General features: G+C 65.5%; 29 protein-coding genes. 20 read left to right on the top strand and 9 right to left on the bottom strand.

Annotation, left to right across the window (positions count from 1 at the left end; all coding sequences use genetic code 11):
- Window positions 1-41: 41 nt before the first annotated feature.
- Complete coding sequence (locus ACV959_RS09715; RefSeq protein ID WP_475736412.1) at window positions 42-779, top strand: hypothetical protein; 738 nt, start codon at window positions 42-44, stop codon at window positions 777-779.
- A 103-nt stretch (window positions 780-882) separates the two neighbouring features.
- Here the strand turns inward: ACV959_RS09715 and ACV959_RS09710 are convergent, their stop codons facing one another.
- Complete coding sequence (locus ACV959_RS09710) at window positions 883-3,141, bottom strand: S8 family peptidase (protein WP_475736411.1); 2,259 nt, start codon at window positions 3,139-3,141, stop codon at window positions 883-885.
- A 312-nt stretch (window positions 3,142-3,453) separates the two neighbouring features.
- On the opposite strand from ACV959_RS09710, the gene pyrC reads away from it, so the two are divergent.
- The 10 genes from pyrC to ACV959_RS09660 all read left to right on the top strand — a co-directional run bounded on the left by pyrC (window position 3,454) and on the right by ACV959_RS09660 (window position 11,460).
- The gene (gene pyrC / locus ACV959_RS09705) at window positions 3,454-4,758 is read left to right on the top strand and encodes a dihydroorotase (protein ID WP_475736410.1); all 1,305 of its coding nucleotides are present in this window, start codon (window positions 3,454-3,456) and stop codon (window positions 4,756-4,758) included.
- Window positions 4,755-5,252: a pantetheine-phosphate adenylyltransferase gene (gene coaD, locus ACV959_RS09700; protein ID WP_475736409.1), complete on the top strand. Its 498-nt coding sequence runs from the start codon at window positions 4,755-4,757 to the stop codon at window positions 5,250-5,252. Before pyrC ends, coaD begins: the two co-directional genes overlap by 4 nt.
- 79 nt (window positions 5,253-5,331) lie before the next feature.
- Window positions 5,332-5,886, top strand: coding sequence for a peptidylprolyl isomerase (locus ACV959_RS09695; RefSeq protein WP_475736408.1), 555 nt, complete (start codon window positions 5,332-5,334; stop codon window positions 5,884-5,886).
- A gap of 136 nt (window positions 5,887-6,022) precedes the next feature.
- Window positions 6,023-6,481: a peptidylprolyl isomerase gene (locus tag ACV959_RS09690; RefSeq protein WP_475736407.1), complete on the top strand. Its 459-nt coding sequence runs from the start codon at window positions 6,023-6,025 to the stop codon at window positions 6,479-6,481.
- Window positions 6,482-6,532: 51 nt separating this feature from the next.
- Complete coding sequence (queA, locus tag ACV959_RS09685) at window positions 6,533-7,618, top strand: tRNA preQ1(34) S-adenosylmethionine ribosyltransferase-isomerase QueA (protein ID WP_475736406.1); 1,086 nt, start codon at window positions 6,533-6,535, stop codon at window positions 7,616-7,618.
- The gene (locus ACV959_RS09680) at window positions 7,615-7,950 is read left to right on the top strand and encodes a hypothetical protein (RefSeq protein WP_475736405.1); all 336 of its coding nucleotides are present in this window, start codon (window positions 7,615-7,617) and stop codon (window positions 7,948-7,950) included. The genes queA and ACV959_RS09680 overlap by 4 nt, the downstream gene beginning before the upstream one ends.
- Window positions 7,947-9,080: a tRNA guanosine(34) transglycosylase Tgt gene (tgt, locus tag ACV959_RS09675; RefSeq protein ID WP_475736404.1), complete on the top strand. Its 1,134-nt coding sequence runs from the start codon at window positions 7,947-7,949 to the stop codon at window positions 9,078-9,080. The genes ACV959_RS09680 and tgt overlap by 4 nt, the downstream gene beginning before the upstream one ends.
- Window positions 9,081-9,333: 253 nt before the next feature.
- Window positions 9,334-9,615, top strand: coding sequence for a HigA family addiction module antitoxin (locus ACV959_RS09670; protein WP_475736403.1), 282 nt, complete (start codon window positions 9,334-9,336; stop codon window positions 9,613-9,615).
- On the top strand, window positions 9,615-10,808 hold the full coding sequence (locus ACV959_RS09665) for a DNA methyltransferase (protein WP_475736402.1): 1,194 nt from the start codon (window positions 9,615-9,617) through the stop codon (window positions 10,806-10,808). The genes ACV959_RS09670 and ACV959_RS09665 overlap by 1 nt, the downstream gene beginning before the upstream one ends.
- Before the next feature lie 139 nt (window positions 10,809-10,947).
- Window positions 10,948-11,460, top strand: a complete 513-nt coding sequence (locus ACV959_RS09660) for a hypothetical protein (RefSeq protein ID WP_475736401.1) — start codon at window positions 10,948-10,950, stop codon at window positions 11,458-11,460.
- Between the two features lie 7 nt (window positions 11,461-11,467).
- Here ACV959_RS09660 and recG read toward each other — a convergent pair whose 3' ends face one another.
- The gene (recG, locus tag ACV959_RS09655; RefSeq protein WP_475736400.1) at window positions 11,468-13,567 is read right to left on the bottom strand and encodes an ATP-dependent DNA helicase RecG; all 2,100 of its coding nucleotides are present in this window, start codon (window positions 13,565-13,567) and stop codon (window positions 11,468-11,470) included.
- A gap of 106 nt (window positions 13,568-13,673) precedes the next feature.
- Between recG and ACV959_RS09650 the strand changes: the two genes are divergently transcribed.
- Both ACV959_RS09650 and ACV959_RS09645 read left to right on the top strand, forming a co-directional pair.
- Complete coding sequence (locus ACV959_RS09650) at window positions 13,674-13,925, top strand: AbrB/MazE/SpoVT family DNA-binding domain-containing protein (RefSeq protein ID WP_475736399.1); 252 nt, start codon at window positions 13,674-13,676, stop codon at window positions 13,923-13,925.
- A complete protein-coding gene (locus ACV959_RS09645; protein ID WP_475736398.1) occupies window positions 13,922-14,329 on the top strand; it encodes a type II toxin-antitoxin system death-on-curing family toxin in 408 nt (135 codons plus the stop codon). Before ACV959_RS09650 ends, ACV959_RS09645 begins: the two co-directional genes overlap by 4 nt.
- Before the next feature lie 4 nt (window positions 14,330-14,333).
- On the opposite strand, the gene ACV959_RS09640 is transcribed toward ACV959_RS09645, so the two are convergent.
- Window positions 14,334-14,747, bottom strand: coding sequence for a lysozyme inhibitor LprI family protein (locus ACV959_RS09640; protein WP_475736397.1), 414 nt, complete (start codon window positions 14,745-14,747; stop codon window positions 14,334-14,336).
- Complete coding sequence (locus tag ACV959_RS09635; protein ID WP_475736396.1) at window positions 14,731-15,372, bottom strand: M15 family metallopeptidase; 642 nt, start codon at window positions 15,370-15,372, stop codon at window positions 14,731-14,733. The genes ACV959_RS09640 and ACV959_RS09635 overlap by 17 nt, the downstream gene beginning before the upstream one ends.
- 79 nt (window positions 15,373-15,451) lie before the next feature.
- Between ACV959_RS09635 and ACV959_RS09630 the strand changes: the two genes are divergently transcribed.
- The 3 genes from ACV959_RS09630 (at window position 15,452) to ACV959_RS09620 (ending at window position 17,859) form a co-directional block, all read left to right on the top strand.
- Entirely contained in the window at window positions 15,452-15,745 is a 294-nt protein-coding gene (locus tag ACV959_RS09630; protein WP_475736395.1) for a peptide-binding protein, read from the top strand.
- 147 nt (window positions 15,746-15,892) lie between these two features.
- The gene (locus tag ACV959_RS09625) at window positions 15,893-16,915 is read left to right on the top strand and encodes a sulfotransferase family protein (RefSeq protein ID WP_475736394.1); all 1,023 of its coding nucleotides are present in this window, start codon (window positions 15,893-15,895) and stop codon (window positions 16,913-16,915) included.
- Between the two features lie 119 nt (window positions 16,916-17,034).
- Window positions 17,035-17,859 (top strand): class I SAM-dependent methyltransferase, encoded by an 825-nt coding sequence (locus tag ACV959_RS09620; RefSeq protein WP_475736393.1) that lies wholly within the window; start codon window positions 17,035-17,037, stop codon window positions 17,857-17,859.
- A gap of 7 nt (window positions 17,860-17,866) precedes the next feature.
- On the opposite strand, the gene ACV959_RS09615 is transcribed toward ACV959_RS09620, so the two are convergent.
- The 3 genes from ACV959_RS09615 to ACV959_RS09605 all read right to left on the bottom strand — a co-directional run bounded on the left by ACV959_RS09615 (window position 17,867) and on the right by ACV959_RS09605 (window position 20,401).
- Window positions 17,867-18,667: an alpha/beta hydrolase gene (locus ACV959_RS09615; RefSeq protein ID WP_475736392.1), complete on the bottom strand. Its 801-nt coding sequence runs from the start codon at window positions 18,665-18,667 to the stop codon at window positions 17,867-17,869.
- A 304-nt stretch (window positions 18,668-18,971) separates the two neighbouring features.
- A complete protein-coding gene (locus tag ACV959_RS09610; protein ID WP_475736391.1) occupies window positions 18,972-19,655 on the bottom strand; it encodes an orotate phosphoribosyltransferase in 684 nt (227 codons plus the stop codon).
- A 41-nt stretch (window positions 19,656-19,696) separates the two neighbouring features.
- Entirely contained in the window at window positions 19,697-20,401 is a 705-nt protein-coding gene (locus ACV959_RS09605; protein ID WP_475736390.1) for a glutathione S-transferase N-terminal domain-containing protein, read from the bottom strand.
- Window positions 20,402-20,735: 334 nt separating this feature from the next.
- Between ACV959_RS09605 and ACV959_RS09600 the strand changes: the two genes are divergently transcribed.
- The 3 genes from ACV959_RS09600 to ACV959_RS09590 are packed head-to-tail and all read left to right on the top strand — an operon-like array spanning window position 20,736 to window position 23,291.
- Window positions 20,736-21,686 (top strand): hypothetical protein, encoded by a 951-nt coding sequence (locus ACV959_RS09600; protein WP_475736389.1) that lies wholly within the window; start codon window positions 20,736-20,738, stop codon window positions 21,684-21,686.
- A 1-nt stretch (window position 21,687) separates the two neighbouring features.
- The gene (locus ACV959_RS09595) at window positions 21,688-22,815 is read left to right on the top strand and encodes a GNAT family N-acetyltransferase (RefSeq protein ID WP_475736388.1); all 1,128 of its coding nucleotides are present in this window, start codon (window positions 21,688-21,690) and stop codon (window positions 22,813-22,815) included.
- The gene (locus ACV959_RS09590) at window positions 22,812-23,291 is read left to right on the top strand and encodes a DUF2165 family protein (protein ID WP_475736387.1); all 480 of its coding nucleotides are present in this window, start codon (window positions 22,812-22,814) and stop codon (window positions 23,289-23,291) included. Before ACV959_RS09595 ends, ACV959_RS09590 begins: the two co-directional genes overlap by 4 nt.
- A 14-nt stretch (window positions 23,292-23,305) precedes the next feature.
- Here the strand turns inward: ACV959_RS09590 and ACV959_RS09585 are convergent, their stop codons facing one another.
- Window positions 23,306-23,470, bottom strand: a complete 165-nt coding sequence (locus tag ACV959_RS09585; RefSeq protein ID WP_475736386.1) for a hypothetical protein — start codon at window positions 23,468-23,470, stop codon at window positions 23,306-23,308.
- A gap of 156 nt (window positions 23,471-23,626) precedes the next feature.
- Between ACV959_RS09585 and ACV959_RS09580 the strand changes: the two genes are divergently transcribed.
- The gene (locus tag ACV959_RS09580) at window positions 23,627-23,986 is read left to right on the top strand and encodes a hypothetical protein (RefSeq protein WP_475736385.1); all 360 of its coding nucleotides are present in this window, start codon (window positions 23,627-23,629) and stop codon (window positions 23,984-23,986) included.
- Between the two features lie 62 nt (window positions 23,987-24,048).
- Here the strand turns inward: ACV959_RS09580 and ACV959_RS09575 are convergent, their stop codons facing one another.
- Window positions 24,049-24,978, bottom strand: coding sequence for a DUF642 domain-containing protein (locus ACV959_RS09575; RefSeq protein ID WP_475736384.1), 930 nt, complete (start codon window positions 24,976-24,978; stop codon window positions 24,049-24,051).
- Window positions 24,979-25,222: the final 244 nt, after the last annotated feature.

The raw sequence follows: 25,222 nt of genomic DNA, 5'->3' as shown, positions 1-25,222 counted from the left end.
TTTGGACCGCTCCCGAAAGCTGCGCCGTGCAACCGGCGCCGATGGCGACGGCGGATTCGGACGGGACATTAGCAGTTCACCCGTCCTTAACCATAATCGAGGTCAATGAATCCCTGATCGCGCGCATTTTCGCGACGCGCAAGCGGGAGCGCAGCATGGGCCTCGTGCACGACAGGGATTTCGACGGACCAGCGACGCCGGGGGAGATCGCCGCCGAGGCGTCAAGCGAGTTCCCGCGCCCGCCGAGCTACGAGGAAATGTGGGGCCCTCCCAATCGGCCGGCGGCGCGGCCGCTTCCCGAGCGCAAATCCGACCGCTGGCCTGTCTTCGCGACGATGATCGCCTTGGTTTTCGGCGCCACGGCGATCATCGCGATGCGCGAACGCATCGTCCGGGTTCTGCCCGCCATGGCGACCGCCTATCGCGCCCTCGGCATGCCGGTGAACCTCGCGGGACTGGAGTTCCGCGACGTGCGATCGCGCATCGTGATCGACGGTGCGCGCAAGGTGCTCGTCACCGAGGGCGAAATCGTCAACATGCGCCGCGAGCAAAATCGCGTGCCGCCGATCACGCTCGCGGTGCGCGGGCCGAATGGCCTCGACCGCTACGCATGGACGGCGCCCACGCCGAAATCGCGCCTCGAAGCCGGCGAGAAAGTGGCCTTCCGCGCGCGCCTCGCCTCGCCGCCCGAGGACGGCGCCGACGTGCTCGTGCGATTCGCGAAGTTCGAAGAGAGGAAGACCGCGCCGGCGGGCTTCAACGGAGGCGTAAGAAAATAGCCCGGCGCGCAGTCTTCGCCGGTAACGCAAGAGGGGCGGCGCGAACGCCGCCCCTTGTTTTGTTTGCGAAGGCCCGGCCTTTTTCCCTGGCCGCGGGCCCGTCTCAATCGACGGCGACTTTCGTGCGGTCGATTTTGAGGGCGCCGGCGGGGCTGAACCAGAGTCGATACCGGCCCTGCGCCCCTGAGTAGCCCATCACGGCGACATTGTAGGTCGTGCCGGCCACCATGTCGAAGGACAGCTTGCTCCATAGTCCCGCGCCGCTGTCGTCGTCGACGGCGACCTGGGTCAGCGCATTGACGGCCGCGCCGGTGTAGACGGCGAGAACCGTGTCGCTGAGCCCGGAGCCCTCGGTGTCCAGCGTGATCGGACCCGAAACCGGCGCCCGGAAGCGGAACCAGACGGTCGAGGTATTCGCGGGATTGCCGTTGTGGTTCGGCTCGCCGACTTCCTTCGTCGCGCCGACATTGCTGCCGCCGACGCCCAGCTCCTGAGTGGCGAGGACCGTTACGGCGCGCGCCTGCGCGAAGTTGTCGTTCGCCGGCGGACGCAGGAGGTTCAACGCGATCGAGCACTCCTCGGCAACGGTCTTGCCGGCCACGACGATGTGGTAGGTCTGACCGGCGACGGCAGTGAACGTGACGCTGCTCGTGCGCTCCGTGGCTGAAGCATTGTCATTCTGAGCGACAAGCGTTCCGAGGCTCGTGACGGCGGTCGCGCCACGGTAGACCGCCATGACGGTGTCGAAGCCGGAACCCAGCGTATCGATGGTCGCCGGGCCGGTGAAGCTCGGCGTCCATTTCCACCAGACGCTGCGGTTTGACGTCGCCACGACATGACGCGGTTCGCCCGTTTCCAAAGTGGCTGCGATGTTCGATCCGGTGAGCCCGAGATTCGTGGCCGTGGCGGGAATGATCGTCGCGGCGGCGAAGTTATTGTTTGCCGGAGCGGCGGGCGCCAGCAGACGCGCGAGCGCGAGGTTCACGCGGATGCGCGGTTTGGTGATCGTTCCGCTAGAACGGGTGTCGGCCGTCGCGAGGCCGGTCACCTTGAGCGCGTCCTCGATCTTGCAGGCGCTCGCCGTCGGAACCTTTTGCTTCAGAACCGCAATGGCGCCTGCGACATGCGGCGCGGCCATCGACGTGCCGCAATAAGCGCTGAAACTGTTCGTCGGCACCGAGGAGACGACGCAGTCGCCGCCGACGTCGCCGCCCGGAGCGAAGAGGTCCGTGCTCGGGCTGATGTTCGTATAGCTGGCGACCACGCCCGAACGGCTCGTCGCCGCCACCGACACGATGGAGGAGACGCAGGCGGGATACCCCATAGCCGACCTAAAGTAGTCATTGCCTGCCGAGACCGCCGACAAGACGTTCTTGCTCCGCAGACTGTCGATGACCGGCTTCAGCAGCGCCATCGTCGGATCGGAGTCGCAGACGCCCGCGCTGGATCCGCCGCCCACGCTCATATTCACGGAGGCGATTTTCAGCGGATTGGTTCCGCTGCTCAGCAGCACGAGATCCTCGACGTGCTCGAACGCCCGCTGGATGATCGAGAACGGAACCGTGGAACTCGGGCCGAAGATGTTGATCGGGATTAGCTTCGCAGCCGGCGCGACGCCCTTGTTGGGCGTGCCGCTGGCGCGGTTGCCGACCGCGATGCCGGCGGTGTGCGTGCCGTGGGAGGCGCCGGGGGCCGCCGCCGCCGCGCCTGCGCCGATCTGCTCCGACGTCCCGTTCGGACAGTTGTTCGTCGCGAGGAAACAGGCTTCGCGGCCAGGATACAAACGTGCGAGACCGAGGAACAGGTGGTCGCGCTGGATGCCGTCGTCGATCTGGGCGACCGCGTAGCCGACGCCGGTGCCGCCGCCCGCATGGACAGTGGGCATGCCGATCAGCGGGAGAGTCACAGCAAGCTGCTTCGTCATGGGCCGATCGTATTCGACGGCCGCAACGCGCGGATCATTTGCCAAATCGTCGAGTTCCGCAGCGTTGACGACAACCGAAAACGCCGGCGCGGTCGTGAGCCGTACGACCGCGGGCGCGCCCTTGGCCGTGCTGACGCCGGAAAGCTTGTGGCTGGAAAGCACGGCCTCGATGGCCGCCGCGATTTCCTGCTTCGTCGCCGCGCGCGTCGCCGCGTCGTGCGCCGCCGCCGTCAGCTGTTCGCTGGTCCGGCCCGCGGCTTTGACGATGACGACGACACGAACGGAGCCGTCCTTGGCCAGAGCGGCGGCAAGCTCGCCGGACGTCGCCGTCTTGGCGAGCGTCTGCGCGCTCAATTTACTTTTTTCGGATTGCGCCTGCGCCGTCGCTGACAGCGTCAGCGACGCCAGCGCGGCTAGAAAGAGACGAAATGATTTCACAGCGTCCACCCCACATTTTTTCGAGAAACAGGCGCACGATAGGGGAGAGACGGGAGTCTCGCAATAAAATAAACACAATTTGAAAATCCGCCGCGTGGTTTAAATGAACATACGAGGCCGTTCGGCTGTAGATGAAAATGTGGGGCCTAAGATACTCTAGAGATCTTTAGAGAGCTTTGAACTATTTGTTTACAAGGGCTTTGCGTGTCGTCGAGGCTGTCTCGTTCGGCACCGCGGGTCGACCGGGGGGGGCGGCAGGGCTCCGGCGAGGAGAATTCCCAAGCCCGGCAAAATGCCCTAATCAGGGTCGCCATGCCGCCTCACGTTTCCGCGCCGCTTCTCTTCGTCAACGCCCGCCTGATCGACCCTGCCTCGGGGCGCGAGTCGCGTGGCGGGCTTCTCGTTCAGAACGGGCGCATCGCCGATCTCGGCCCGACGGTCACCCGGGATTCGACGCCCGACGGCGCGCGGGTCGTCGATTGCGGCGGGGACGTCCTCGCGCCCGGCCTCGTCGACATGCAAGCGTTCGTCGGCGAGCCTGGCGGCGAGCATCGAGAGACCATCGCCAGCGCCACCATGTCCGCCGCCGCGGGCGGCGTAACGACGCTTGTCGCCACCAGCGCGACCTTTCCCGCCGTCGACGATCCCGCAGTGGTCGATTTCGTGCTCCGCCGCGCGCGCGACACGGGCCGCGTCCGCGTCCTGCCCATGGCTGCGCTGACCAAGGGCCGGGAGGGGAGGGAGATCGCCGAGCTGGGGCTATTGCAACAGGCTGGCGCGGTCGCCTTTTTCGACGGCGCGCGCTCGGTGCGGAACGCGCTGGTCATGCGCCGCGCGCTCACCTACGCGCGAGATTTCAATGCGCTCGTGGTCCACTTCACGCAGGATCCGGACCTCGCCGGCGGCGTGATGAACGAAGGCGACTTCGCGTTGCGGCTCGGCTTGCCAGGTGTGCCGCGCGAGGCGGAAACAGTGATGCTCGACCGCGACCTGCGCCTCGTCGCGCTCACCGGCGCCCGCTATCACGCGGCCATCGTCACGACGACGCTCTCCCTCGACGCGCTGCGGGCCGCGAAGGCTGCCGGGCTACCCGTCACCTGCGGCGTGACGATCAATCACCTCACGCTGAACGAAAACGACATCGGCGATTATCGCACCTTCCTCAAGCTGCGCCCGCCCCTACGTCATGAAGAGGAGCGCAAGGCGCTCGTCGCCGCGCTGGCGGAGGGGCTGATCGACGTGATCGTTTCCGACCACGATCCGCAGGACGTCGAGACCAAGCGGCTTCCTTTCGCCGAGGCGGAGTTCGGCGCGATCGGCGTCGAGACCATGCTCGCCGCCGGCCTGCGGCTCGCGCATTCCGGAGACGTTTCCCTGCCGCGGCTCCTCGCCGCGATGTCGTCGCGCCCGGCGGAAATTCTTGGACTCGAGCAAGGGCGTCTGCAAAAGGGCGCGCCCGCCGACATCATCCGGTTCGACCCGGACGAGCCTTTCGTCGTCGATCCCGAGAAACTCCATTCGCGCTGCCGCAACACGCCCTTCGACGGCGCGCTGTTGCAGGGCGTCGTGAAAACCGCCGTCGTCGGCGGCGCCATCGCGCACGAGCTGCCGTCATGAGCCGCGTGGCGCTCTATTCCGGCACGTTCGATCCGCTCACCTTTGGACATCTCGACGTCATTCGTCAGGGCGTCGCGCTCTTCGACAGGGTCGTGGTCGCGATCGGCGTGCATCCCGGCAAGGCCCCCTGGCTGACGTTCGAGGAGCGGGCGGCGGCGATCGGCGCCTCCTGCGCCGCGGAGGGATACGGCGGATCAGTGTCCGTCGCGAGCTTCGACGGGCTCGTGGTCGACGCCGCGCGGGAGCGGGGGGCTTGCGCCATCCTGCGCGGATTGCGCGACGGCGCCGATTTCGACTATGAAATGCAGATGGCGGGGATGAACGGGACGCTTGCGCCCGGCATTCGCACGGTTTTCCTGCCGGCCTCGCCAGGGCTGCGCCACATCAGCGGCACGCTCGTGCGCCAGATTGCGGCGCTCGGCGGCGACGTGTCGGCCTTCGCGCCGGCCGCTTCCGTCGAGGCCCTCCAACGCGCCATCGCAAGGCGCGGTTAAAACCAAGGCCGAGCGCGCTTTCCGCCCGCAAATGCGAGCGACAGGAATTCGCGCCAATAAGATCAAAGGGAGGCGTTCCATGAAAATCACCCGCCGTCTGCTGCTCGCCGCCGCGGCTTTCTCCGTCGCCCTCGGCGCGGCTTCCGTCGTTCGCGCGGAAGATGAGCTTCTTTATCTCGACACCAAGGACGGGCGCGTCACCATCAAGCTGCGGCCCGATCTCGCGCCAAAGCACGTCGAGCGCATCAAGCGGCTCGCTAAGGAGCATTTCTACGACAATATCGTCTTTCACCGCGTGATCGACGGCTTCATGGCGCAAGCCGGCGATCCGGAAGGCACGGGCATGGGCAGCTCCCGCTATCCCGACCTCAAGGCGGAATTCAGCGATCTGCCCTTCAAGCGCGGCACGGTCGCGATGGCGCGCCAGCCGGGCGACAAGGACTCCGCCAACTCGCAGTTCTTCATCTGCTTCGCCGACGCGCCGCAGCTCCAGGGCAAATATACGATCTGGGGCGAAGTCGTGTCCGGCATGGACGTGGTCGACAAGATCAAGAAGGGCGACAAGGCCAACAACGGCATGGTCGATGGGCCGGACAAGATCGTGAAGATTCGCGTCGCCGGCGACGAGAGCTGATGTTCAACGACACAGCCCTCATGCCGAGGATCCCGTGTCAGCGGGCGTCCTAAAGCACGAGGGCGTCGTCGTCCAACGGCTCCCGCGCCTCTGGCCGCTCTTCGGGGCAGGGAGCTTTTTCCAAGGAAGGAAAGTAATGACTGACGCCGTCGACACCATGACGCTCGAGACCACCAAGGGTCCGGTCGTCATCAAGTTCCGTCCCGATCTCGCGCCCAACCATGTCGCGCGCATCAAGCAGCTCGTTTCCGAGGGCTTCTACGACGGCATTGTTTTTCACCGCGTGATCGAGGGCTTCATGGCGCAGACCGGCTGCCCGCGCGGCACCGGCACGGGCGGGTCGACATATCCGGACCTCAAGGCCGAGTTCAACACGGCGCCGCATGTGCGCGGGACGTGCTCCATGGCTCGCGCGCAGAACCCTGACAGCGCCAATTCGCAGTTCTTCATCTGCTTCGACGACGCGCGCTTCCTCGACCGTCAATATACGGTCTGGGGCGAGGTCGTGTCCGGCATGGAGAACGTCGACAAGATCAAGCGCGGCGAGCCGGTCCGCGATCCCGACAAGATCGTCAAGGCCACGCTGGGCGGTTGAGTTCCACCCCCTCTTCCCACGCCATGGGGAGGGGGGACCAGGCCCTTTTGGATGCGCGTCGACCTCTTCGACTTCGATCTTCCCCAGGATCGTATCGCGCTGCGGCCCGTTGAGCCGCGCGACAGCGCCCGCATGCTCGTCGCGCCGCGGTCCGGCCCCTTCGAGGATCGGATCGTGCGCGATCTGCCGTCTTTTCTTCGAGCCGGCGACGTTCTCGTCGTCAATGATACGCGCGTCATCCATGCGCGGCTCTCGGGCAAGCGCATACGGGGCGCTCTGAGCGCCCGAGTCGAGGCGACGCTGATCGAGCGACTGGACGCCGCGCGCTGGCGCGCCCTCATGCGGCCGGCGAAGAAGCTGGCTCTAGGCGATGAGATCCGCTTCGCCCGCCATGACGGCGCAGCGATCTCGAGCCGAGATGACGCCCTTGTCGCCCATGTCGAAGCCAGAGGCGAAGACGGCGAGATCACGCTTCGTTTCGCACTGACAGGGCCAGCGCTCGATCGGGCGATCGAAGCCGCGGGCGACATGCCGCTGCCGCCTTACATCGCCGGCAAGCGCCCCGCCGACGCGCGTGACGAGACCGACTATCAGACCATCTTCGCGCGCGAGGCCGGGGCCGTCGCGGCGCCGACGGCGGGCCTGCATTTCACGCCGGAGCTTCTTGCCGCCATCGAGGCGATGGGCGTGAGCCTGCGTCGCGTGACCCTCCATGTCGGCGCCGGGACTTTCCTGCCCGTGAAGGCGGAGGACACCGACGCGCACAAAATGCACGAGGAATATGCGCGCATCGACGCCGAGACCGCCGAGGCGCTGAACGCCGCGAAGGCGGCGGGCGGCCGCATCGTCGCCGTCGGCACGACTGCGCTGCGGACGCTAGAAAGCGCTGCGACGCCAGACGGACGCGCTCTCCCTTACGCAGCGCGTACGGGCATCTTTATCACGCCCGGTTACAAGTTCCGTATGACGGACATGCTGCTCACCAATTTTCATCTGCCGCGGTCGACGCTTTTCATGCTCGTTTCCGCCTTTTGCGGCCTGGAGCGCATGAAAACGGCCTACGCCCACGCGATTGCGAACGGCTATCGCTTCTATTCCTATGGCGACGCCAGCCTATTGTATCGCGCCGACGGATGAGCGACGCGCGCAACATCCGGCTGGTCGCCCAATGGCGGGAGGATCCCTCCGAGGCGCCGATGACCCTCGATCTGCGCGTGGAGGATTTACGCGTCGCGTCGCCGTGGGATCTCTTCGGCGCGTTCGATCTGGACGGCGGCCTGCCGCGGCCCTTCATCCTGCGTCGCGACGGCCGCATCGATTTCGGGAGGAACGCCGATGACTGGCGCACGGATTTACGGAATACGGAAATCAGGGTGGGCGCGCTTTTCGAGGTCTGGTTCAACGAGACGGACAGCGGAAACTATAAGATCGTGAAGCTCGCCGAGCTCGGCGCCAAGGAGCGGAAATGAGCGGTGAATTTTCCTTCGTCGTGCAGGCGACGGACGGCGCGGCGCGCAAAGGCGAGATATTTACGCCGCGCGGAACGATCCGGACTCCGGCCTTTATGCCGGTGGGAACGGCGGCGACCGTTAAGGCCATGTTTCCGCGGGACGTTCGCGCGGCGGGCGCGGACATCGTGCTCGGCAACGTCTATCACCTGATGCTGCGTCCCGGCGCCGAGCGAGTGGCGCGGCTCGGCGGCCTGCACGAATTCATGCGATGGCCGCATCCGATCCTGACCGATTCGGGCGGGTTTCAGGTCATGTCGCTCGCGAAGCTGCGAAAGCTCGATGAGAGCGGCGTCACCTTCCAATCCCATATCGACGGCTCGCGACATCATCTAACGCCGGAGCGCTCCATGGAGATCCAGCATCTGCTGGGCTCCGACATCCAGATGCAGTTCGACGAGTGCGTGCGGCTGCCCTGTTCGGAGAAGGAGGCGGAGCGGGCCATGCGGCTTTCGCTGCGCTGGGCCGAACGCTCGCGCAAGGCCTTCGTCGAGCAGCCGGGCAGGGCGGTGTTCGGAATCGTCCAGGGCGGCGCCAGCAAGCCGCTGCGAATCGAAAGCGCGACGGCGCTCGCGAACATGGACTTCCACGGCGTCGCCATCGGCGGCCTCGCCGTCGGCGAACCGCAGGAGGTCATGCTCGACATGCTCGAGACCACCGTGCCGCATCTGCCCCAGACCAAGCCGCGCTATCTCATGGGCGTCGGCGCGCCGGACGACATTATTCAGGCGGTGGCGCGGGGCGTCGACATGTTCGACTGCGTCATGCCGACGCGCGCGGGCCGCCATGGGCTCGCCTATACGCGATTCGGAAAAATCAACATCAAAAACTCCCGCCACGCTGAAGACAAGCGGCCGCTCGACCCGGAGTCGAACTGTCCCGCCGCGCGCGACTATTCGCGCGCCTATTTGCATCACCTCGTAAAAGCCGGGGAAATTCTCGGAATGATGCTGCTGACTCAGGTCAATGTGGCATATTATCAGGAGCTGATGGCGGGATTGCGCGGCGCGATCGCGCAGGGACGCCTGGCGGACTTCATCGCAGACGTGCGCGACGCCTGGGCGCGCGGCGAGAGCGAAGGAGGCCGGTAGGGTTTACGGAAGGCGTGAGTATGGTTTGCGTATCGAACGCTGGATGGGGCATGAGGCCATGCGGGGATATCGCCAGACGCTTACGCGACTCTTTCTTTCGGGCGCCTTTCGGGGCCGCCCGCTTCGGGCGCCGATTCGTGAGCGCGCGCGGCGGCAACGGCCGGCTCCGGCGCCGCTTCACGCGCCGCCGCCCGCCTATCGGCCGCGCGTTCTTTGGCGTTCCGGAAACAGGCTCCGGGCGAAGGAGTGGATGGTGACGCATCCCGGCCAAATTCTCGCAAAGCATCTGGCCGAACTCGGCCTCACGGCGTCGGATCTCGCGCGCGATCTCGAAGTGCCGGTCAATCGCATCACGGCGATCATAAACGGACAACGCGGCGTTACGGCGGATACCGCCCTTCGGCTCGGCCACTGGTTCGGGGTCGACCCCGAAGACTGGCTGGAACTACAGATGCAATACGAGCTTGGGCTCGCCCGGCGCGAGGTCGGCGGGAAGGTCGGCAAGCTGCCGCGCCTCGTCGACCGCGTTTCCTGATGGGTCTCGCGCAGGCGCGCGGCGAGCGGGCCTTTCTCGCCGCGCTTCGCGCCTTCGACGATTTCGGCGCGCCGACGCAGGTCTTCGAGGAAGGGGGCATCCCTTATTTCGTCAACGAATTCTGGACCTCCGCGCAGCGCTCGGGGCATCCCCTTCACGAAATCAGCTACCGCGCCTGTTTCAAGCCGCAGCTTCCCGCGTTTTTCATCGAGCGGCTGAGCGCGCCGGGGGGCGTGGTTTGCGACCCATTCATGGGCCGCGGCACGACGCCCCTCGAGGCTGCGCTGAGGGGGCGTCGTCCTTGCGGCTCCGACGCCAATCCCCTGTCGCTCATGCTGACGCTGCCGCGACTGCGGCCGCCCGCGCTGTCCGAAGTGGCGCGGCGGCTCGCCGAGGCGCCGCTCGGCGACGGCGAGATCGAGCGCGAGGATCTTCTCGCCTTCTACCATCCCGATACGCTTAGACAGATTTGCGCGCTTCGGAATTGGTTGCTGGCGCGCCCGCCCGATCCCGTCGACGACTGGATTCGGATGGTCGCCCTCAATCGGCTGACCGGACATTCGCCCGGCTTTTTCTCGGTCTACACCATGCCGCCAAATCAGGCGGTGAGCGTCAAGGCGCAGGTCAAGATCAATGCGCGCCGCGCGCAGACGCCGCCGCCGCGCGACATTGCGGCGCTGATCCTCAAGAAATCGCGGGCGCTCCTCGCCGAGGGCGCGCCGCCGTCCGGCGAGGAGCCGCAACTCGCCGTGGCGCCGGCGACGAAGCTCGCCTATCTCGCAGACGCATCCGTCGATCTCGTCGTGACCTCGCCGCCCTTTCTCGACGTCGTCGATTACCGGGCGGACAACTGGCTGCGCAACTGGTTCGCGGGCGTGGCGGCGGAAAGGGTCGAGATTTCCCAGCTTCGGTCCCTCGAGGCCTGGAAAGAGATGACCCGCGGCGTTTTTCAGGAACTTGCGCGGGTCGTTCGGCCCGGCGGGCGCGTCGCTTACGAAGTCGGGGAAGTTCGGCGCGGCGGGGTGCTTTTGGAGCGCCTGGTGTGGGAAGCGATGGAGGGCCTTCCCTTCGCGCGGCTCTGCGTCGTGGTCAATCGGCAGAAATTCACCAAGACCAGCAACTGTTGGGGCGTCTCCAACAATTCAAAAGGCGTGAATAGCAACCGGGTGGTGGTCGCACAACGCGTAGTTTAACGTATGGAGCGAATTGTTGTTTGGCGTTAGGCTTTTATAGGGCGGTTTCTAAACGGAAGATTCACGCGGACCGCGTAGAAGTCGGGAAGAGCGCATTGACGCAGCGCGCCGATTATTTTTTTGAATCAAGGACCAGACCATGCAGGACGCCGCCGCCGACCGTCGCCTCGACGAGATTTTTGCTTCGAAGCTGGTTGAATCTCACGAGTTCCGGTCCTGGTTTCTCAGCCGCACGAAATTCTCTCGCCTTTGGCCGCTCGCCACCCTGCTGCACAAGGAGCAACAGGAAGCCCGGGGCGGGGATGCCTGGTGGCGCAACTGGAGCCCGGCGCGAATTGGCGCGCCGGCGACCCGGATGCTGTTCATCTTCGAGGTGGAGCAAACCAAGCTGCGCTTTGCGTTGCACGTCGAGTGCGCGACGCGGGAGGAGGATCTCTCGGCGTCGGAAAACGGATCCTACCGGACGCTCGCCCAGGCGATGATGAATCAGGACGCCTGTCTCAATTACATGGACTTCGAGACGGTCTTGCTGGCCCCGCAGGCGCTCATCGTGGGCGACGCGCGGACGCTGAATTTCGACCGTCGCATTCCGTTCGAAACGGTCGCCGGCTTCGTGCCGCAGTTCGCCCAGTTGCAGCGCGCGGCGGCCTGATCGGCCGTCAGCCCGCCCGCAACAGGCGAACCGCCTCGTCGCGCTCGAAGAGATAGAGCAGGGCCCGCAGGGCTTGTCCCCTTTCGCTGACGAGGTCGGGATCGCGACGCAAAACCAGTTCCGCGTCGTCCCGCGCGATCGCAAGCAGGCGGGCATGGGCCGTGATGTCGGCAAGGCGGAAGCCGGGCAGACCGGCCTGCCGCGTGCCGAGCAATTCGCCCTCCCCGCGCAGTCGCAGGTCTTCTTCTGCGATACGGAACCCGTCTTCCGTTTGACGTAAGACCATAAGACGGGCTTTTGCCGCTTCGCTCAGCGGCCCTTTGTATAGGAGCAGACAGCTCGATTCGCGCGCGCCGCGCCCAACGCGCCCGCGCAACTGATGAAGCTGCGTGAGCCCGAAACGTTCCGCGTGCTCGATCACCATGATGGTCGCCTCGGGCACGTCGACGCCCACTTCGACGACGGTCGTCGCGACCAGAACCCGCGTGTCGCCGCGCTGGAAAGCCTCCATCGCCGCGTCCTTTTCCGGGCCTTTCATCCGACCGTGCAGCAAGCCGACCGCGTCGCCGAAATAATGGCGCAGATCCGCCGCCCGCGCCTCCGCCGCGGCGAGATCGAGGTCTTCGTTCTCCTCGACGAGGGGGCAGACCCAATACGCCTGCGCGCCTTGCGCCAGCGCGCGCTGGAGCCCCGCGACGACCTCGCCGATGCGCGACGCCGGGAGGGCGCGGGTCGAGATCGGCGTGCGGCCCGGCGGCTTTTCGTCGAGTGCGGAGATGTCCATATCGCCGAAGGCGGTGAGCGCCAGCGTGCGCGGAATCGGCGTCGCCGTCATCAAGAGCACGTCGACGCCCAGCCCCTTGGCGCCCAGAGCGAAACGCTGTTGAACGCCGAACCGGTGCTGCTCGTCGATGACCGCGAGGCCGAGGTCGTGGAAAACGAGATCGCCCTGCACGAGCGCATGAGTTCCAACGACCACGTCGACGTCGCCCGCCGCGATCGCCGCATGCGCCGCCGCGCGCTCGCTGGCTTTCAGGCGGCCCGTGAGGAGGGCGATGCGCACGCCCGCCGGCTGCATGAGCGGCGCAAGGCGCTCGTAATGCTGGCGCGCGAGAATTTCCGTCGGCGCCATCAGCGCGGCCTGCCGCCCGCATTCCACGACGCTCGCCATCGCCAGCGCCGCGACGACCGTCTTGCCCGATCCGACGTCGCCCTGCACGAGCCGCAACATGCGCATGTTGGAGCCGAGGTCGGCGCGAATCTCCTCGAGGGCGCGCCGTTGCGCGCCGGTGAGCCGGAAGGGGAGCGCGGCTTCGATCTGGCGCGCAAGGCGACCGTCGCCCCTGTTCTCGCGTCCGGGAAGCCGACGCATTTTCGCGCGCATGAGGCGCAGCGCGAGCTGGCTCGCCAGAAGCTCGTCGAGCGCGAGCCGCTGGCGGGCCGGATGTTGCGGCGACAGCGCCCTGGCGTCGTCCGGCCGATGCGCCGCGCGCATAGCCTCCGCGAAGCCCGGCAGCTTGTTCGCGGCGAGGACGGCGGGTTCCTGCCATTCGGGAAGCGCCGGCAGGCGCGTCAGCGCTTCTTCCGTGGCGCGCAAAACGAAACGCGGCTGAAGGCCCTCGGTCAGCCCATAGACGGCTTCGAAAGGGGGCAGCTTCGCGAACCCCGCCTCGTCGAAGACGCGCGGATGCGCCATCTGGCGACGCCCGTCATAAAGTTCCAGACGGCCCGAAATCCATCGCGTCGCGCCCAGGGGCAGGCTGCGTTCGATCCAGTCGGCGTTGGCAAGAAAGTAAACGAGTTCGACGTCGCCCGTCTCGTCCTCGACGAGCACGCGATAGGGCTGTTTGGCGTAGCGCCCCTGCGGCCGCCGGCATTCGACGACGCGCGCCTGTATGACCACCATGGCGTCCATCGGCGCCTCCGCGATTTTGGGGCGCCGGCTGCGGTCAATGAGATTCGCAGGCAAATGAAACAGGAGATCGACCACGCGCGCCTGCTGACCTGGCCTGGAGAGCAGGCGGTCGAACAGCGGCGCGGTCCTGGGGCCGACGCCGGGCAGGGCGGCTACGCGGCCGAAAAGCGGAGCGAGAATGTCGGGACGCATGGGCCGCGCAGTTTATCCGCGCACGGTCATTTGTCATGTTGCGTTTGCCCTGCTTTAGTTATAACATTTGTTATAATCATCAACGTTAATACGGGTGTTGTAACCTATGGACGAAATCGACCCCGCCAACGCCTTCGGCGTGTTGAAAGTCCTTCGGATCGGCAACTCCCTCGGCGTCGTTCTGCCGCGCGAGATCATCGCGGATCTCAACGTCGAGAAGGGCGACCGGCTTTATCTCACCCGCTCGCCGGAGGGCTATCGCATCACCAAGAGCGATCCCGATTTCGAACGCCGCATCGCCCTTGCGCGCCGAATGATGAGCAGGCGGCACAACGCCTTGCGCGGGCTTTCCAAGTGACGAGGTGGCGCTTTCTCGATCGCGACATCGTTCTCGCGATCCACGAGGAACTGCTCGCCGCCCATCGCGGGGCCATCGGACTGATCAGCGAGCCCGCGCTGACCACGGCGCTTTCCCGCCCGCAGGAGATTGCGCGGGCGGCGCCGTCGAGCGACGCGGCGCGGCTCGCCGCAGCCTGCGCCTATGGTTTCGTCCGCAGCCATCCCTTCGTCGACGGCAAGAAGGGCGTGGCGCTGACGGCGATGGAGTTGTTCCTCGCCGACAACGGCTACGAACTGACCGCCCGCGACGAAGATTGCTTCATTATCATCGAGCAACTCTCCAATCGCGAGATCGACGAAGAGGGGCTCGCGGTCTGGGTTAGGGCCAATATTTCAGCGATCCGCGCCGCAAGCCAAAGATAAAGTCTCATTGCCCGCCGCAGGACAGGTCGCCCTCCACGCAGTCGAGCTGGCGTTGCAGCCGCTTCGTCTGGTCCCGCGTAAGCTCGGTCCTGCAAATGGCGGCCAGCATTGTGTGAATAGAGCCGCCGACTGCGCCGAGCGTTTCGAAGCCGCATTGCAGATCGCGATATTTGATCCACGCCCGCTGCGCTTCGACGAGGCTGGCCCTGCCGCCCGCGCCAACCTTCGCCGTCAACCTGGCGTAGGCGGCATTGAGCGTGGCGTCGGCCCTGGCGAGATTCTCGCCTTCGCAGACGTTCATCTCCATCTGCGTGTTCAGCGCGCCGCAATCCTTCGCCGTCGCGAGCGGCGAGGCGAGAAGACAGATGGTGGCGGCCGCGAAGGAAAATCCGCGCACGGTCTCACTCCACTTCGACATCGTAGCTTTGGGCGCCGTCCGCCCCACTGAAGGCGAAATGCCACCATTCGCGCGGATAATTTTGGAAGCCGTGGCGGCGCATCAGTGCGACGAGCGCTTCACGATGCGCCCGCGCCTCGCCGCCCGTCTCCGATTTCGTCCAAGAGCGTTGGTCGAAGAAATCGAAAGGCGTGCCAAAATTCCACCCGGCGACGCCGATATCGACCGCGAGCCCCGTCGAATGGGTGGATTGCTCGGCGATGTAGCCCTGAGGAAAGAGCTGGCGCTTGTCGAGACGCGGATAATAGTCGGCCTTGGTCGATTGATCGGCGTTGCGCGACCATTCCACGAAGGAGGAGACGGCGCGTCTGGGGCGATAGCAATCGTAGACCACGAGCGAAACGCCCTGCGCCCTCGCATCCGCCTGTGCGGCGGCGAGCGCCCTTGCGGCCTCGGCGCGCAGCCAGCATTGCGGCGCGCGATAGCCCGGAACGGGGCGGCCGGTGAAATTGTTCGGCCCCGCGTAACGCATGTCCTGCGCAATGTCCGGCGCGACGTCGGAGAGGCGGGCGAAACCGGGCGGCGGTTCCGCCCGCGCAGGCGCGGCAAGGGCGAGAAGCAGGAAGAGGAGAGGGGCTCTGTTCATCGCAGGCTCATGTGCGCTCGCGCAACTTTGGGGAGGAACGCGGCGACTATAGCTGACGCCATTCGCAAAGGAGTTATGCATGTCTGAGAAATTGTCGCTGACCACAGGTTTGCTTCTCGCCGCATTCGCCGCCGCCATTGCCTGGGACGCGCCCGCGCTCGCGGGCGACCGCTGCACCGCGACGGCTCCCGCCGGAACCTCGCTCGATATTTGGGACCAGAAAGAAAACGTCATCGGCGCGATCGAGAGCGGTCGCCCGGTCGTCGTCCAGCGCTATGGCGAAGACAGAGTGGGCCGGCCCTGGGCCTATGTCGCGACGCCCGGCGGCAAGCGGCTCGGCTGGATCTATCGCGAATTCATCAGCTGTTCTTGAAAACCGGCCAGGCGCCGCGTCGCCTCCTCGCCGGCCGCAAAAATGGGAGGATGATCGGCTGTATCCGGGCGCGCATTCGTCTCGATTTGCTCTCAATGGGGGAACCGGATAAGCCTCGCGACAGCGTAGAAAAATGGCGACGATTCGATGGCGGACCCAGAAGAACCTTCGCTCGGCGGGAGCGAAGAACCGGAAAAGACGGCAATTTTGATTCTGGGGATGCATCGCTCCGGCACGTCCTCCGTCTCGGGAACGCTCACGAGACTCGGCGTTCGGGCGCCGAATACTTTGATGAGCGGCATGCCGGACAATGTTCGCGGCCATTACGAATCAACATTGATCGCCAGTTTCAACGACGAAGCGCTGGCGTGCGCTGGCAGCGTCTGGAACGATTGGCGGAAGTTCGACGAATCGCGCATCGAGCCCTCGCAACTGGAGGCGCTCGGGGAAAAAGCGGTCGCCCTGTTGAAAAGCGAATTCGACCTCGCGCCGCTGATCGTTCTCAAGGATCCCCGGAATTCCCGCATGGGCCCCTTCTGGGCGCGGGCGCTGCGAAAGCTGAATTATGGCTTGCGCTGCATTATCGCCCTTCGTTCGCCGATCGAGGTTGCGGCGTCGCTGGAAAAGCGCAACGGTTTTGCGCCCGAGATCAGTTCGCTGATCTGGTTGCGGCATATGCTCGACGCTGAAGCATTCTCTCGCCCCCTGCCGCGCGCCATCGTCTTCTGGCCGCTTTTCCTTCGGGACTGGCGCGCCGAAATCGAAAAAATCGGGAGGCGGCTGGGCGTCGCCTGGCCCAATCTTTCCGCCCAGACCGAGGCGGAGATCGACGCCTATCTCAGCGACACGCTGCGCCATCACGTCGCGCCTGACGCCGATTTGTCTGCGCATCCAAAGATCGCCGGTTGGGTCGAGGCGGCCTATGACTGTTTCAAGGTTCTGGCCTCGGAACCCTATTCGGAAACCGCGGCAAGGACTCTCGGGGACATTGCGGCCGAGATGGACGAGGCGTCCAATGCCTTCGACGATCTCTATCGCCTCCTGGGCCGACCGATGGACCTTCGGGAAGGGCTCGCGCTCAACGCATTTTCGAGGCGCAGGGAACTCGCCGCCGACATCGACCGGCTCGAGGACGAGGTAAAGCTTTTTATGAGCCTTGCGGCCGAATAGGCGATTTCGGTTGCGGGCGGAGTTAACCAAACGAGCAGGAAATTCTCGTCCGCGTTCAGATTGGGTTTATCTAGTCACGTTCGAGTTTAACCATTTCTCCACTTCAGCCGGGATGCGTCATGAGCAGGGAAGATTGCGGCTCCTACCCCCTCGGATATTCGGCCCAGGAGGCTGAGCGGCTCGAGCAGCAGGCCGCATTTCTCAACGAAACGACAACTGATCTTTTCAGGCGCGCGGGTCTGCGGCCGGGCATGAGAGTGCTGGATATCGGTTGCGGGATGGGCGACGTGTCCATTCTGGCGGCGCGTCTCGTCGGCGATGCCGGCTCGGTCGTCGGAATTGATCGCGACGCGGAGGGACTGAACCGCGCGCGCGCGCGCGCCGCGGCGGCGGGGGCGACCAATATCGAGTTCCGCCAGGCGGAGCTTCCGCATGTCGGCGGCAACGAAAAATTCGACGCGCTCGTCGGCCGGTTCGTGATGATTTACTTTCCCGATCCCGCTGCTGGACTGCGGGAGTTGCTGTCTTACGTCGTTCCCGGCGGAATCGTCGCCTTTCAGGAACCCGATCTTTCGCGCTCCGCCACTGTGCCGCCGATCGCTTCCGTGACCGAAAACGTCGTCCGTTTGACCACGGTGTTCGAGCGCTGCGGTTTTCATCCGCGCATCGGCGCCTCGCTGGGGCGCGCGTTCAAGGCCGCGGGCCTGACGCCTTCGCTGTTCGGCATCACCCGCATCGAGCAGGGCGGGGGAGGGTTCTGTCCGACGTGGTTCGTCTCGACCATCCGTAGCCTTGCGCCCGCGATGGTGAAGATGCAGGTCGCCACGGAGGCGGAAATCGGCATCGATACGCTTGAGCGGCGGATCCGCGACGAGGCGGATGCGATCGACGCTCTGATGCTCGGGCCTCTGGTGGTCGGCGCCTGGGCGGTGAAGCCCGCCTGAGGCTTCGTCAGGCGGCGACGGGAAGGCGCTGGCGGCAGCCTTCGCGAACCCAGGCGGCGATCAAGTCGGCGACCCGCTCCCAGTTGGGCTCGAGCATCATGTCGTGCGCCATGTTCGGAAAGACGATCGCCTCGGTCCCATAAGCCGCCGCGATGCGCCGTTGCGTCTCGATCGGGAAGATCGCGTCATTTTCGGCGCCGAGCACCAGCACGGGCGTTCCCTTCGCGGGCTTGCACAGATCGGCGAACAGCATGTCGAGATAGGCGAAGAACGCCTCATCGCCGAGCTGCGAGGCGAAAAGATCGATGTCGGCGTCAGGCGTGACCTTGGAGAAGAAAAGGCGCTTCACGCGGTCCGGCGTCGAAACGACAGGTCTGAGCTGGAGCCTGAGATTCGCCTGAAGCGCGCCGACCGGATCGGTGCGGATCAGTTTCCCCACGAAGGCCGCGACGCCGTTCGGAGGCATGGAGGCAAGGAGAACCACGCCCGGAAGACGCCGGCGCTCCATGAGCTTCTGGGTCAGGAAGCCGCCCATGGAATGGCCGATGATAATGGGCGGCGCCCGCAGGCTATCCGCTACTTCCTCTATGTCGTCGACGAAATCCCTTACGCGGGTCGTGCGCAGACGGTCGCGGCCCGCGCTCCGCCCATGACCCCTCAGGCTCATCGCGTGGACGTCGAAGCCTTGCCGGGCAATGCGCTCCAGAAAGCCGCGATTCCAGCACCAGGCGCCATGCCACGCGCCATGTACGAACAGAAGCGGCGGATGTTTTTCCCCGGAGCGGCTGTAATGAGAGATGACTTCCAACCGAGCGTCTCTCGGATTCTCGGACCGCCGCATCGCTCGGCTCTCCCCTCGCATACGGACGCCGAACCGCAGGCCTATGCGGCTTCAGGCGCTGCCCCCCGGCGCGTTGGGAAAAGTAGCTACAAAGGCGTTAAGTTGCTGTTGCCGTCATTCCCTGGAGAAGCTTAATCACGATTAAGTATTTCTATTATCCATCTCAGCATTCCATCTTTAGGAGAAAGACGGGCGTTCGTCGAGATAGGATTTGGGGATGATTCGGCGGGCGCGAACTCTTGCTAATGCGTCGCCCGCCGGATGAGACGGTTCACGCCTTCGGCCGGTCCGCTCCCCCATGAGCGGCCGACCAGGCGATGGGATCGGCGATGAAGGCCTCTATTTCGTTCAGCGCCGTTTCGGGGAAGTAGCCATGCTCGCGGGCGACAGCCAGCACGTCGCGCCAGGTCGCGAGATAATGCAGTGTGACGCCGATCTTCGCCATGTCCTCCCGCGCGCCGGCGAAGATATCGTAAAAGAAGAAAACAAAGACATGGTCGCAGCGCTGGCCGGAGTCCCGCAGCGCCTGCACGAAATCCTTCTTCGAGCCGCCGTCGGTCGCGAGATCTTCGACGAGCAGCGCTCGGCCGTTTTCGCGCAGGTCGCCCTCAATGCGCGCATTTCGGCCGAAGCCCTTCGGCTTCTTGCGGACATATTGCATCGGCAGCATGAGGCTGTCCGAAATCCAGGCGGCGAAGGGAATGCCCGCGGTCTCGCCGCCCGCCACAACGTCGAGCGATTCATAGCCGATGTCGCGCTCGATGGCGCGGGTCGCGAAGTCCACCAGCCGCCGGCGCAGGCGCGGGAAACTGATGATCTTGCGCATGTCGATATAAACCGGCGACGCCCAGCCCGCCGTGGTGATGAAAGGTTTCTCGGTATTGACGAGCACCGCCTGAACTTCGATCAGCGCCTTGGCTGTCTCTTGGGCGGCGAATTGACGGTCGTTTGACATGAACGCAGCTCGGGCTCCCTGTTGGATGCGCCGGCTATAGCCTATTTCGTGTCGGGGCGCGCGGCTGTCTGGCCGAAGAGAATCTCCCGCTCCAGCGCGGTGAAGTCCGGCCCTCGCCGCCCATAGGGCGCGCCGGCGGCATAGGCGCGAGTCACGGCCGGACGCGACCTGATCGACTCGAACCAGCGTTTTAGATGCGGGAAATCGTCGAGATCCTGCCCCTGGTCCTCGTGCGGAACGATCCACGGATAGCAGGCGATGTCGGCGATCGAGTAGTCGCCCGCGATGAATGGCGACTTCGCCAGCTCCCGGTCGAGCACGCCGTAGAGGCGGCCGGTTTCGTTTCGATAGCGGTCGATGGCGTAGGGAATTCGGGCGGGGGCGTATTTGGCGAAATGGTGGTTTTGCCCCGCCATCGGGCCGAGCCCGCCGACCTGCCAGAACAGCCACTGCAGGGCGCGCATCCGTCCGCGCAAGTCGCCCGGCAACAGGCGGCCCGTCTTCTCGGCGAGATACAATAGAATCGCGCCGGACTCGAAGATGGCGACCTCGGCGCCGCCGTCGGCCGGCGCGCGGTCCACGATCGCCGGCATCCGGTTGTTGGGCGAGATCGCCAGAAAATCCGGCTTGAACTGGTCGCCCTTGCCGATGTCGACCGGCTTGATCCGATAGGCGAGGCCGGTCTCCTCCAGAATGATCGTGATTTTGTGGCCGTTTGGAGTTGGCCAGTAGTAGAGATCAATCATCTGCGCCCCTCCTGCCGATCCGCTGACAACCGCCAATTGGCGCCGATCCGTCACGAGCCAGGGTCCGGCGAGGGAAGCGCCGGTCGTGCTCGACAAAACCTTTCGATGGTCAGGGGTTGCATCGGTTAAGGTTACTCTCTACCCAGAAATGGGCACATCGCGGCCCGTTTGTCCAATTGGCGCGATTCCGGGCGCTCGTCGCGCTAGCGGGCGCGACCGGCCCGCATCGGGAGAGAATCGCCCGCTGTCTCGCGCCCGTCGAAGCTTCGAGGATGCGTCCATCTTTTGTTTTCCATTTGGCGCTATCGCTGAAGCTCGAGAGGCGCGGCGATCAATGGCCATGGAAATTTCCTCGATAGAGTGGACCCCCGAGCAGATCAGGGATTTCGGCCGCCGACCGATGCTGCTGAAGCACAGGCTCGCAGACAGCCTGCTGTTTTCGGACGAAGCGCTGGAGCGGCTGATCGAGGCCACGCCGCGCGATCTGTTCCACGTCAACACCATGCCCCGCGGCGAGACCGACCCCCGCAAATGGCGGGAGGGCGACATGATCGGCCTTTCAGGCCGAGAGGTCATGGAGGCGGTGGCGCGCGGCAATATCTGGGTGCACCTCCAGCGCGTGCACGAGGCGTTCGAAGCTTATGGCGAGTTTCTCGACGACCTCTTCGCCGACATCGAGCGCAGCGTTCCGGGATTTCGCAGCTACAAGCGCTCGATGAGCGTTCTCATCTCGTCGCCCAACATGAATGTGGCGCTTCATGCGGACGTTCCCGGCCAGAGCCTGTGGCAGGTGAGGGGCCGCAAACGGGTATGGGTCTATCCGCCGCGCCCGCCGCATCTGCCGCAAAGCACGATCGAGAACATCGTGCTTCAGCGCAGTTTCGATACGGAACTGCCCTACGACCCGTCCTATGAGGCGGCGGCCGAAAGTTTCGAACTCGAGGCCGGCGACTGGACGACCTGGCCGCGCAATTCCCCGCATCGAGTCCGCAACGCCGATTGCGTCAACGTCTCCTTCACGACCGAGCACTGGACCGACGAGCTGCGCGACGGCTATGTGGTCGATTACGCCAACGGCCTGTTGCGGCCGCTGCTCGGCGGACGGGATTTGTCGCGGGCGACGAGCGGACCCGCCTTTTTCGCTAAACTGGCGCTGGCCGCCGCGCACAAGGGGTTTCGGAAACTCGCTCGCAGGGAGGGGGTGCCCATGACGATCGACTTCCGGGTCGATCCGCGCGCCGAACTGGGCTTCAGCGACGTCGCGCCCTACCAGATCATGAAATAGCGTGGCCGTCGAAACCTCCTGCCGGGTCGAGCGCATCGGGACGCTCGCGGAGATGGACGCCCTCGAGGCCGAGTGGGACGCGCTGGAGCGCGCGACGCCGGAGGCGACGGGCTTTCAGAATTTCCGCTGGTGCCGCGCCTGGCTTGCGGCCGCCGGGCCTCGGGTTCGTCCGAGCCTCGTTTGCGTGCGGGAGGCGGGCCGGCTCGTCATGCTCCTGCCCTTGCAGATCGAGCGGCGGCTGGGCGTCTCGATCGCGCGATGGATTGGCGAGCCGATGACGCAGTATGGCGACGCGCTCGCGGAAGGGGGAGAGGGGCGCGCACGCTGGCGCAACGCGGCGGAAGCTGGCATGGCGCGATGGCGAGACGTCGATCTTTTCGCGCTCACGCGCATTCGCGCAGACGGCGTATTCGCCGCCGGCGCCGGCGAAGGCGAGGCGCTGTCCGCGCCCTATCTTGATTTGCGCGCGCCAAATCGCCGGCGCCACAAGAGCGTTGAGCGGCGCGCGAAACGGCTCGACGCGCTCGGGCCCGTTTCGCTTCACGAGGCGCGGACGCCTGCCGAACGGGAGCGTCTGGCGCGCCGCGCCTTCACGCTGAAGCGCGAATGGCTGCGCGGCAAGGGCGTTTACAGCGCCGGGCTCTCCAATCCGGCTTCGGAGGAATTCGCCGCCGCTCTCGCCCGCGAGGGGGGGCTGCGCGTTCACGCCCTGTGCGTGGGCGCGGATACGGCGGCGATCGAAATCGGCTTCGTCGGCGGCGACGCCTACCGTTCGCTCCTCGCCTGCTACGACCCGCGGTTCTCCGAAGGCTCGCCCGGCCAGTCTCTGACCGCCCGTCTGATCGCGCGATGCGCGGAGGAGGGGCTTTCCCGCTACGACCTGCTTCTGCCCGCGGACCCTTACAAGCTGGCCTGGTCGTCAGGCGAAGTTCCGGTGCGAGGCCGGTTTATTGCGTCCAGCCTGAAGGGCCGGCTCGCCGCCTTCGCTTTGGCGCGACTACGGCCGCTCGCGAAGCGGGCGATGCGCGCGACAGGGGCGCTTCGGGCGCGCGCGGCGACCCCCTCGTTTCCTTTCGCGTCCGATCCCGCTAGGCTGACGCCTTCGCGTCGGGAGGAGACGGCGACATGATGACAAGACTCGCCAAGATTGCGGTCGCGGCCGCCTGCGGCGCGCTCATTGCGCTGGTGGCGCTCGGCAATGTCCTCGACTACGGCGCGAATTTCGACGTGGTGAAGCACATCCTGTCCATGGACATGATTCCGCCGAGCCCCTTGACCTGGCGCGCGATCACGAGTCCGGCGCTGCATCACCTTTGCTACGTTTTCATCATCGTGACCGAGGCCGTCTCCGCGGGTCTCACGCTTTACGGAACATGGCTTCTGTGGCGCGCGCGGGTGGCCGACGCGGCGGCGTTCAACGGCGCGAAGGGCGTGGCGATCGCCGGACTGAGCATCGGCTTTCTGCTCTATCTCTTCGGCTTCATGGCCGTCGGCGGCGAATGGTTCCAGATGTGGCGGGCGGGCGTCTACAACATGCAGGAGCCCGCTTTCCGCTTCATCGGCAGCGTGGGGATCGCCATGCTGTTCATCAATCAACGCGACTGAAGGGCCGCCGGCGCTTACAGCCGCCTGAGAGCGTTATAGCCCAGAAGCCCGCCGACGCCCGCGCCGATCAGCACGATCAGCCCGCCGCCGATGGCGGCCCCAGTCAGGCCGCCCAATACGGCGCCGACGCCCGCGAAGATGTATTTGTTCTTGGCAAGGTTCGGATTGTCGTTTGTCATGGTTCCGTCTCCCTGCGCCGCCGCTTGCGGACGCCTCCGGGATCTTGTGCGCGTCCCGGCCGCTTCAAGCGCGGAGAGGAGAGATATGCGCGCGGCCCCGTTTCGCGGCGTCGCGGATCATGCTTCTGTCGGGCCAGTGAATAGCGGGAGGACGTGATGGGTGCGGCCAGACACATGGCGAGCGGTTTTCTCGCGGCGGCGCTTGTCCTTGGGGCCGCGTCCGAAGCGGGGGCGCGGGCGCATCGCCGCGAACCGCAATTGCGCGCGCCCGGACCCACGCAACTCGGTCCCTGGGTGCGAGAGGCTTGGCCCGGATGGGGCTACGCCGGGGACTGGGCCTACGACGCCGGCCTCGTGAGCGCCTATCCCGCGACGGACGAATGGTATCCCTGGGGTTATGTCGCCCCTTTCGTGCGCGTCGGCGGCAAATGCGTGGCGAATGAGTTCAACCGGAGCCCCGGCGGAAGCTATGTTCGCTATCAAAGGGTTCGGCCTGGGTATTATTGCGCGCCATAAAGCCCGGCCGCCGAGAGAGACGGCGGCCTGCCCGAGAACCTCGATGTCCGTCTCGCGCGGCGTTATTCGCCGACCGCGAACAGCGGGATCAACGTCACGTCGTCCAGACCGCAGGAGTCGTCTGCGGCGGAGTCGCCGTTCAGAAATGTGATCGTCGTGTTCGGCCCGCTCGCTACGATAGTGGCGGAGAACCGCCGCCAGACGACCTTGTTCTGGCCGGCGCCGGCGCTGTTCGTCGCCGTCATGAGCGGCGTCCCGTTGACGAACACGCGCACGAGGCTCGTCACGCCGAGCGGGCCGCCGGGGTTGACCACATTGCCGACGTGAAACGACAGCTCGTAAAGCCTGCCGGCGGTCGTCGGCACGGTCTGCGCGACGCCGGTCGCGGTGTGGCTGATGCCGGTCAGGTCGAGCCATTGCTGGCCGGACCGCGGGGTGGCGGTAAATGCGCCCGACACGTAAGTTCCGCTGATGAGGTCCACATTGCCCGCCGCGCCCACCACGCGCCAGCCGCTGATGAGCGACCCTGTCGCGAAGCGCGTGAACGACCCCGCCGGAACCGGCGGCGCCTCGAAATCCCCGTTGGCGAGCAGATTGGCGGCCTCCGCCCCCGCGCCGCCGGCGCTGATGGCCAATGCCAGCAGACTCAGGCGGGCCGCCCGCCGCAGGATGCGGGACGGAGCGGCGGAAGCACAGTAGAATAATGCTCGGGGCGCTGCGAGGGGGCCTTTGAAAGAGAAAATCATATCGCCTCCCGGGAGTTGATTGGAAAAAATTTCGCGGGTCGAAATGCCGGGCAATATTGAGAGGAGCGCCGGCTCCGCGCGGAACGGGCGAACAAATTGTGCCACTCGCTTTAACGCGGGAGAGGGCAGATCGTTCCGCTTCAGTTGAAATGAGAAGCGCGAGACAGCGGCCTCGCCAGAGTCGCGTTCGATGGCAAAGTAGTTGATATAAAAGGTATTGTTAAACTCACGGGCGTTTTGCGCCAACGAAGACGCCAGCGATGGCCTTCCGGCGCGGTCATTCTTTTCGGCCCCCGCGGCGTTGGTTCAGGCGGCGCGGCGCCAGGGGGAAGGTTTTGCCGTCCGGAGAATGGGCGTGCCCGAGTCGCGCGACAGACGCGCGGACGCAAGCCAGCGCCCGTCATTTCGTCCTACCCGCGCCAACGGACGCCCGGGAACGCCGAAACGCCGTCAACCATTTTTTACATAGTGATTTTTGGATGTTTTTGAC

Source organism: Methylocystis sp. Se48 (assembly GCF_056269425.1).
Note: the sequence above shows the minus strand (reverse complement) of the source record. Positions and strands in the feature narration are given on the sequence as shown.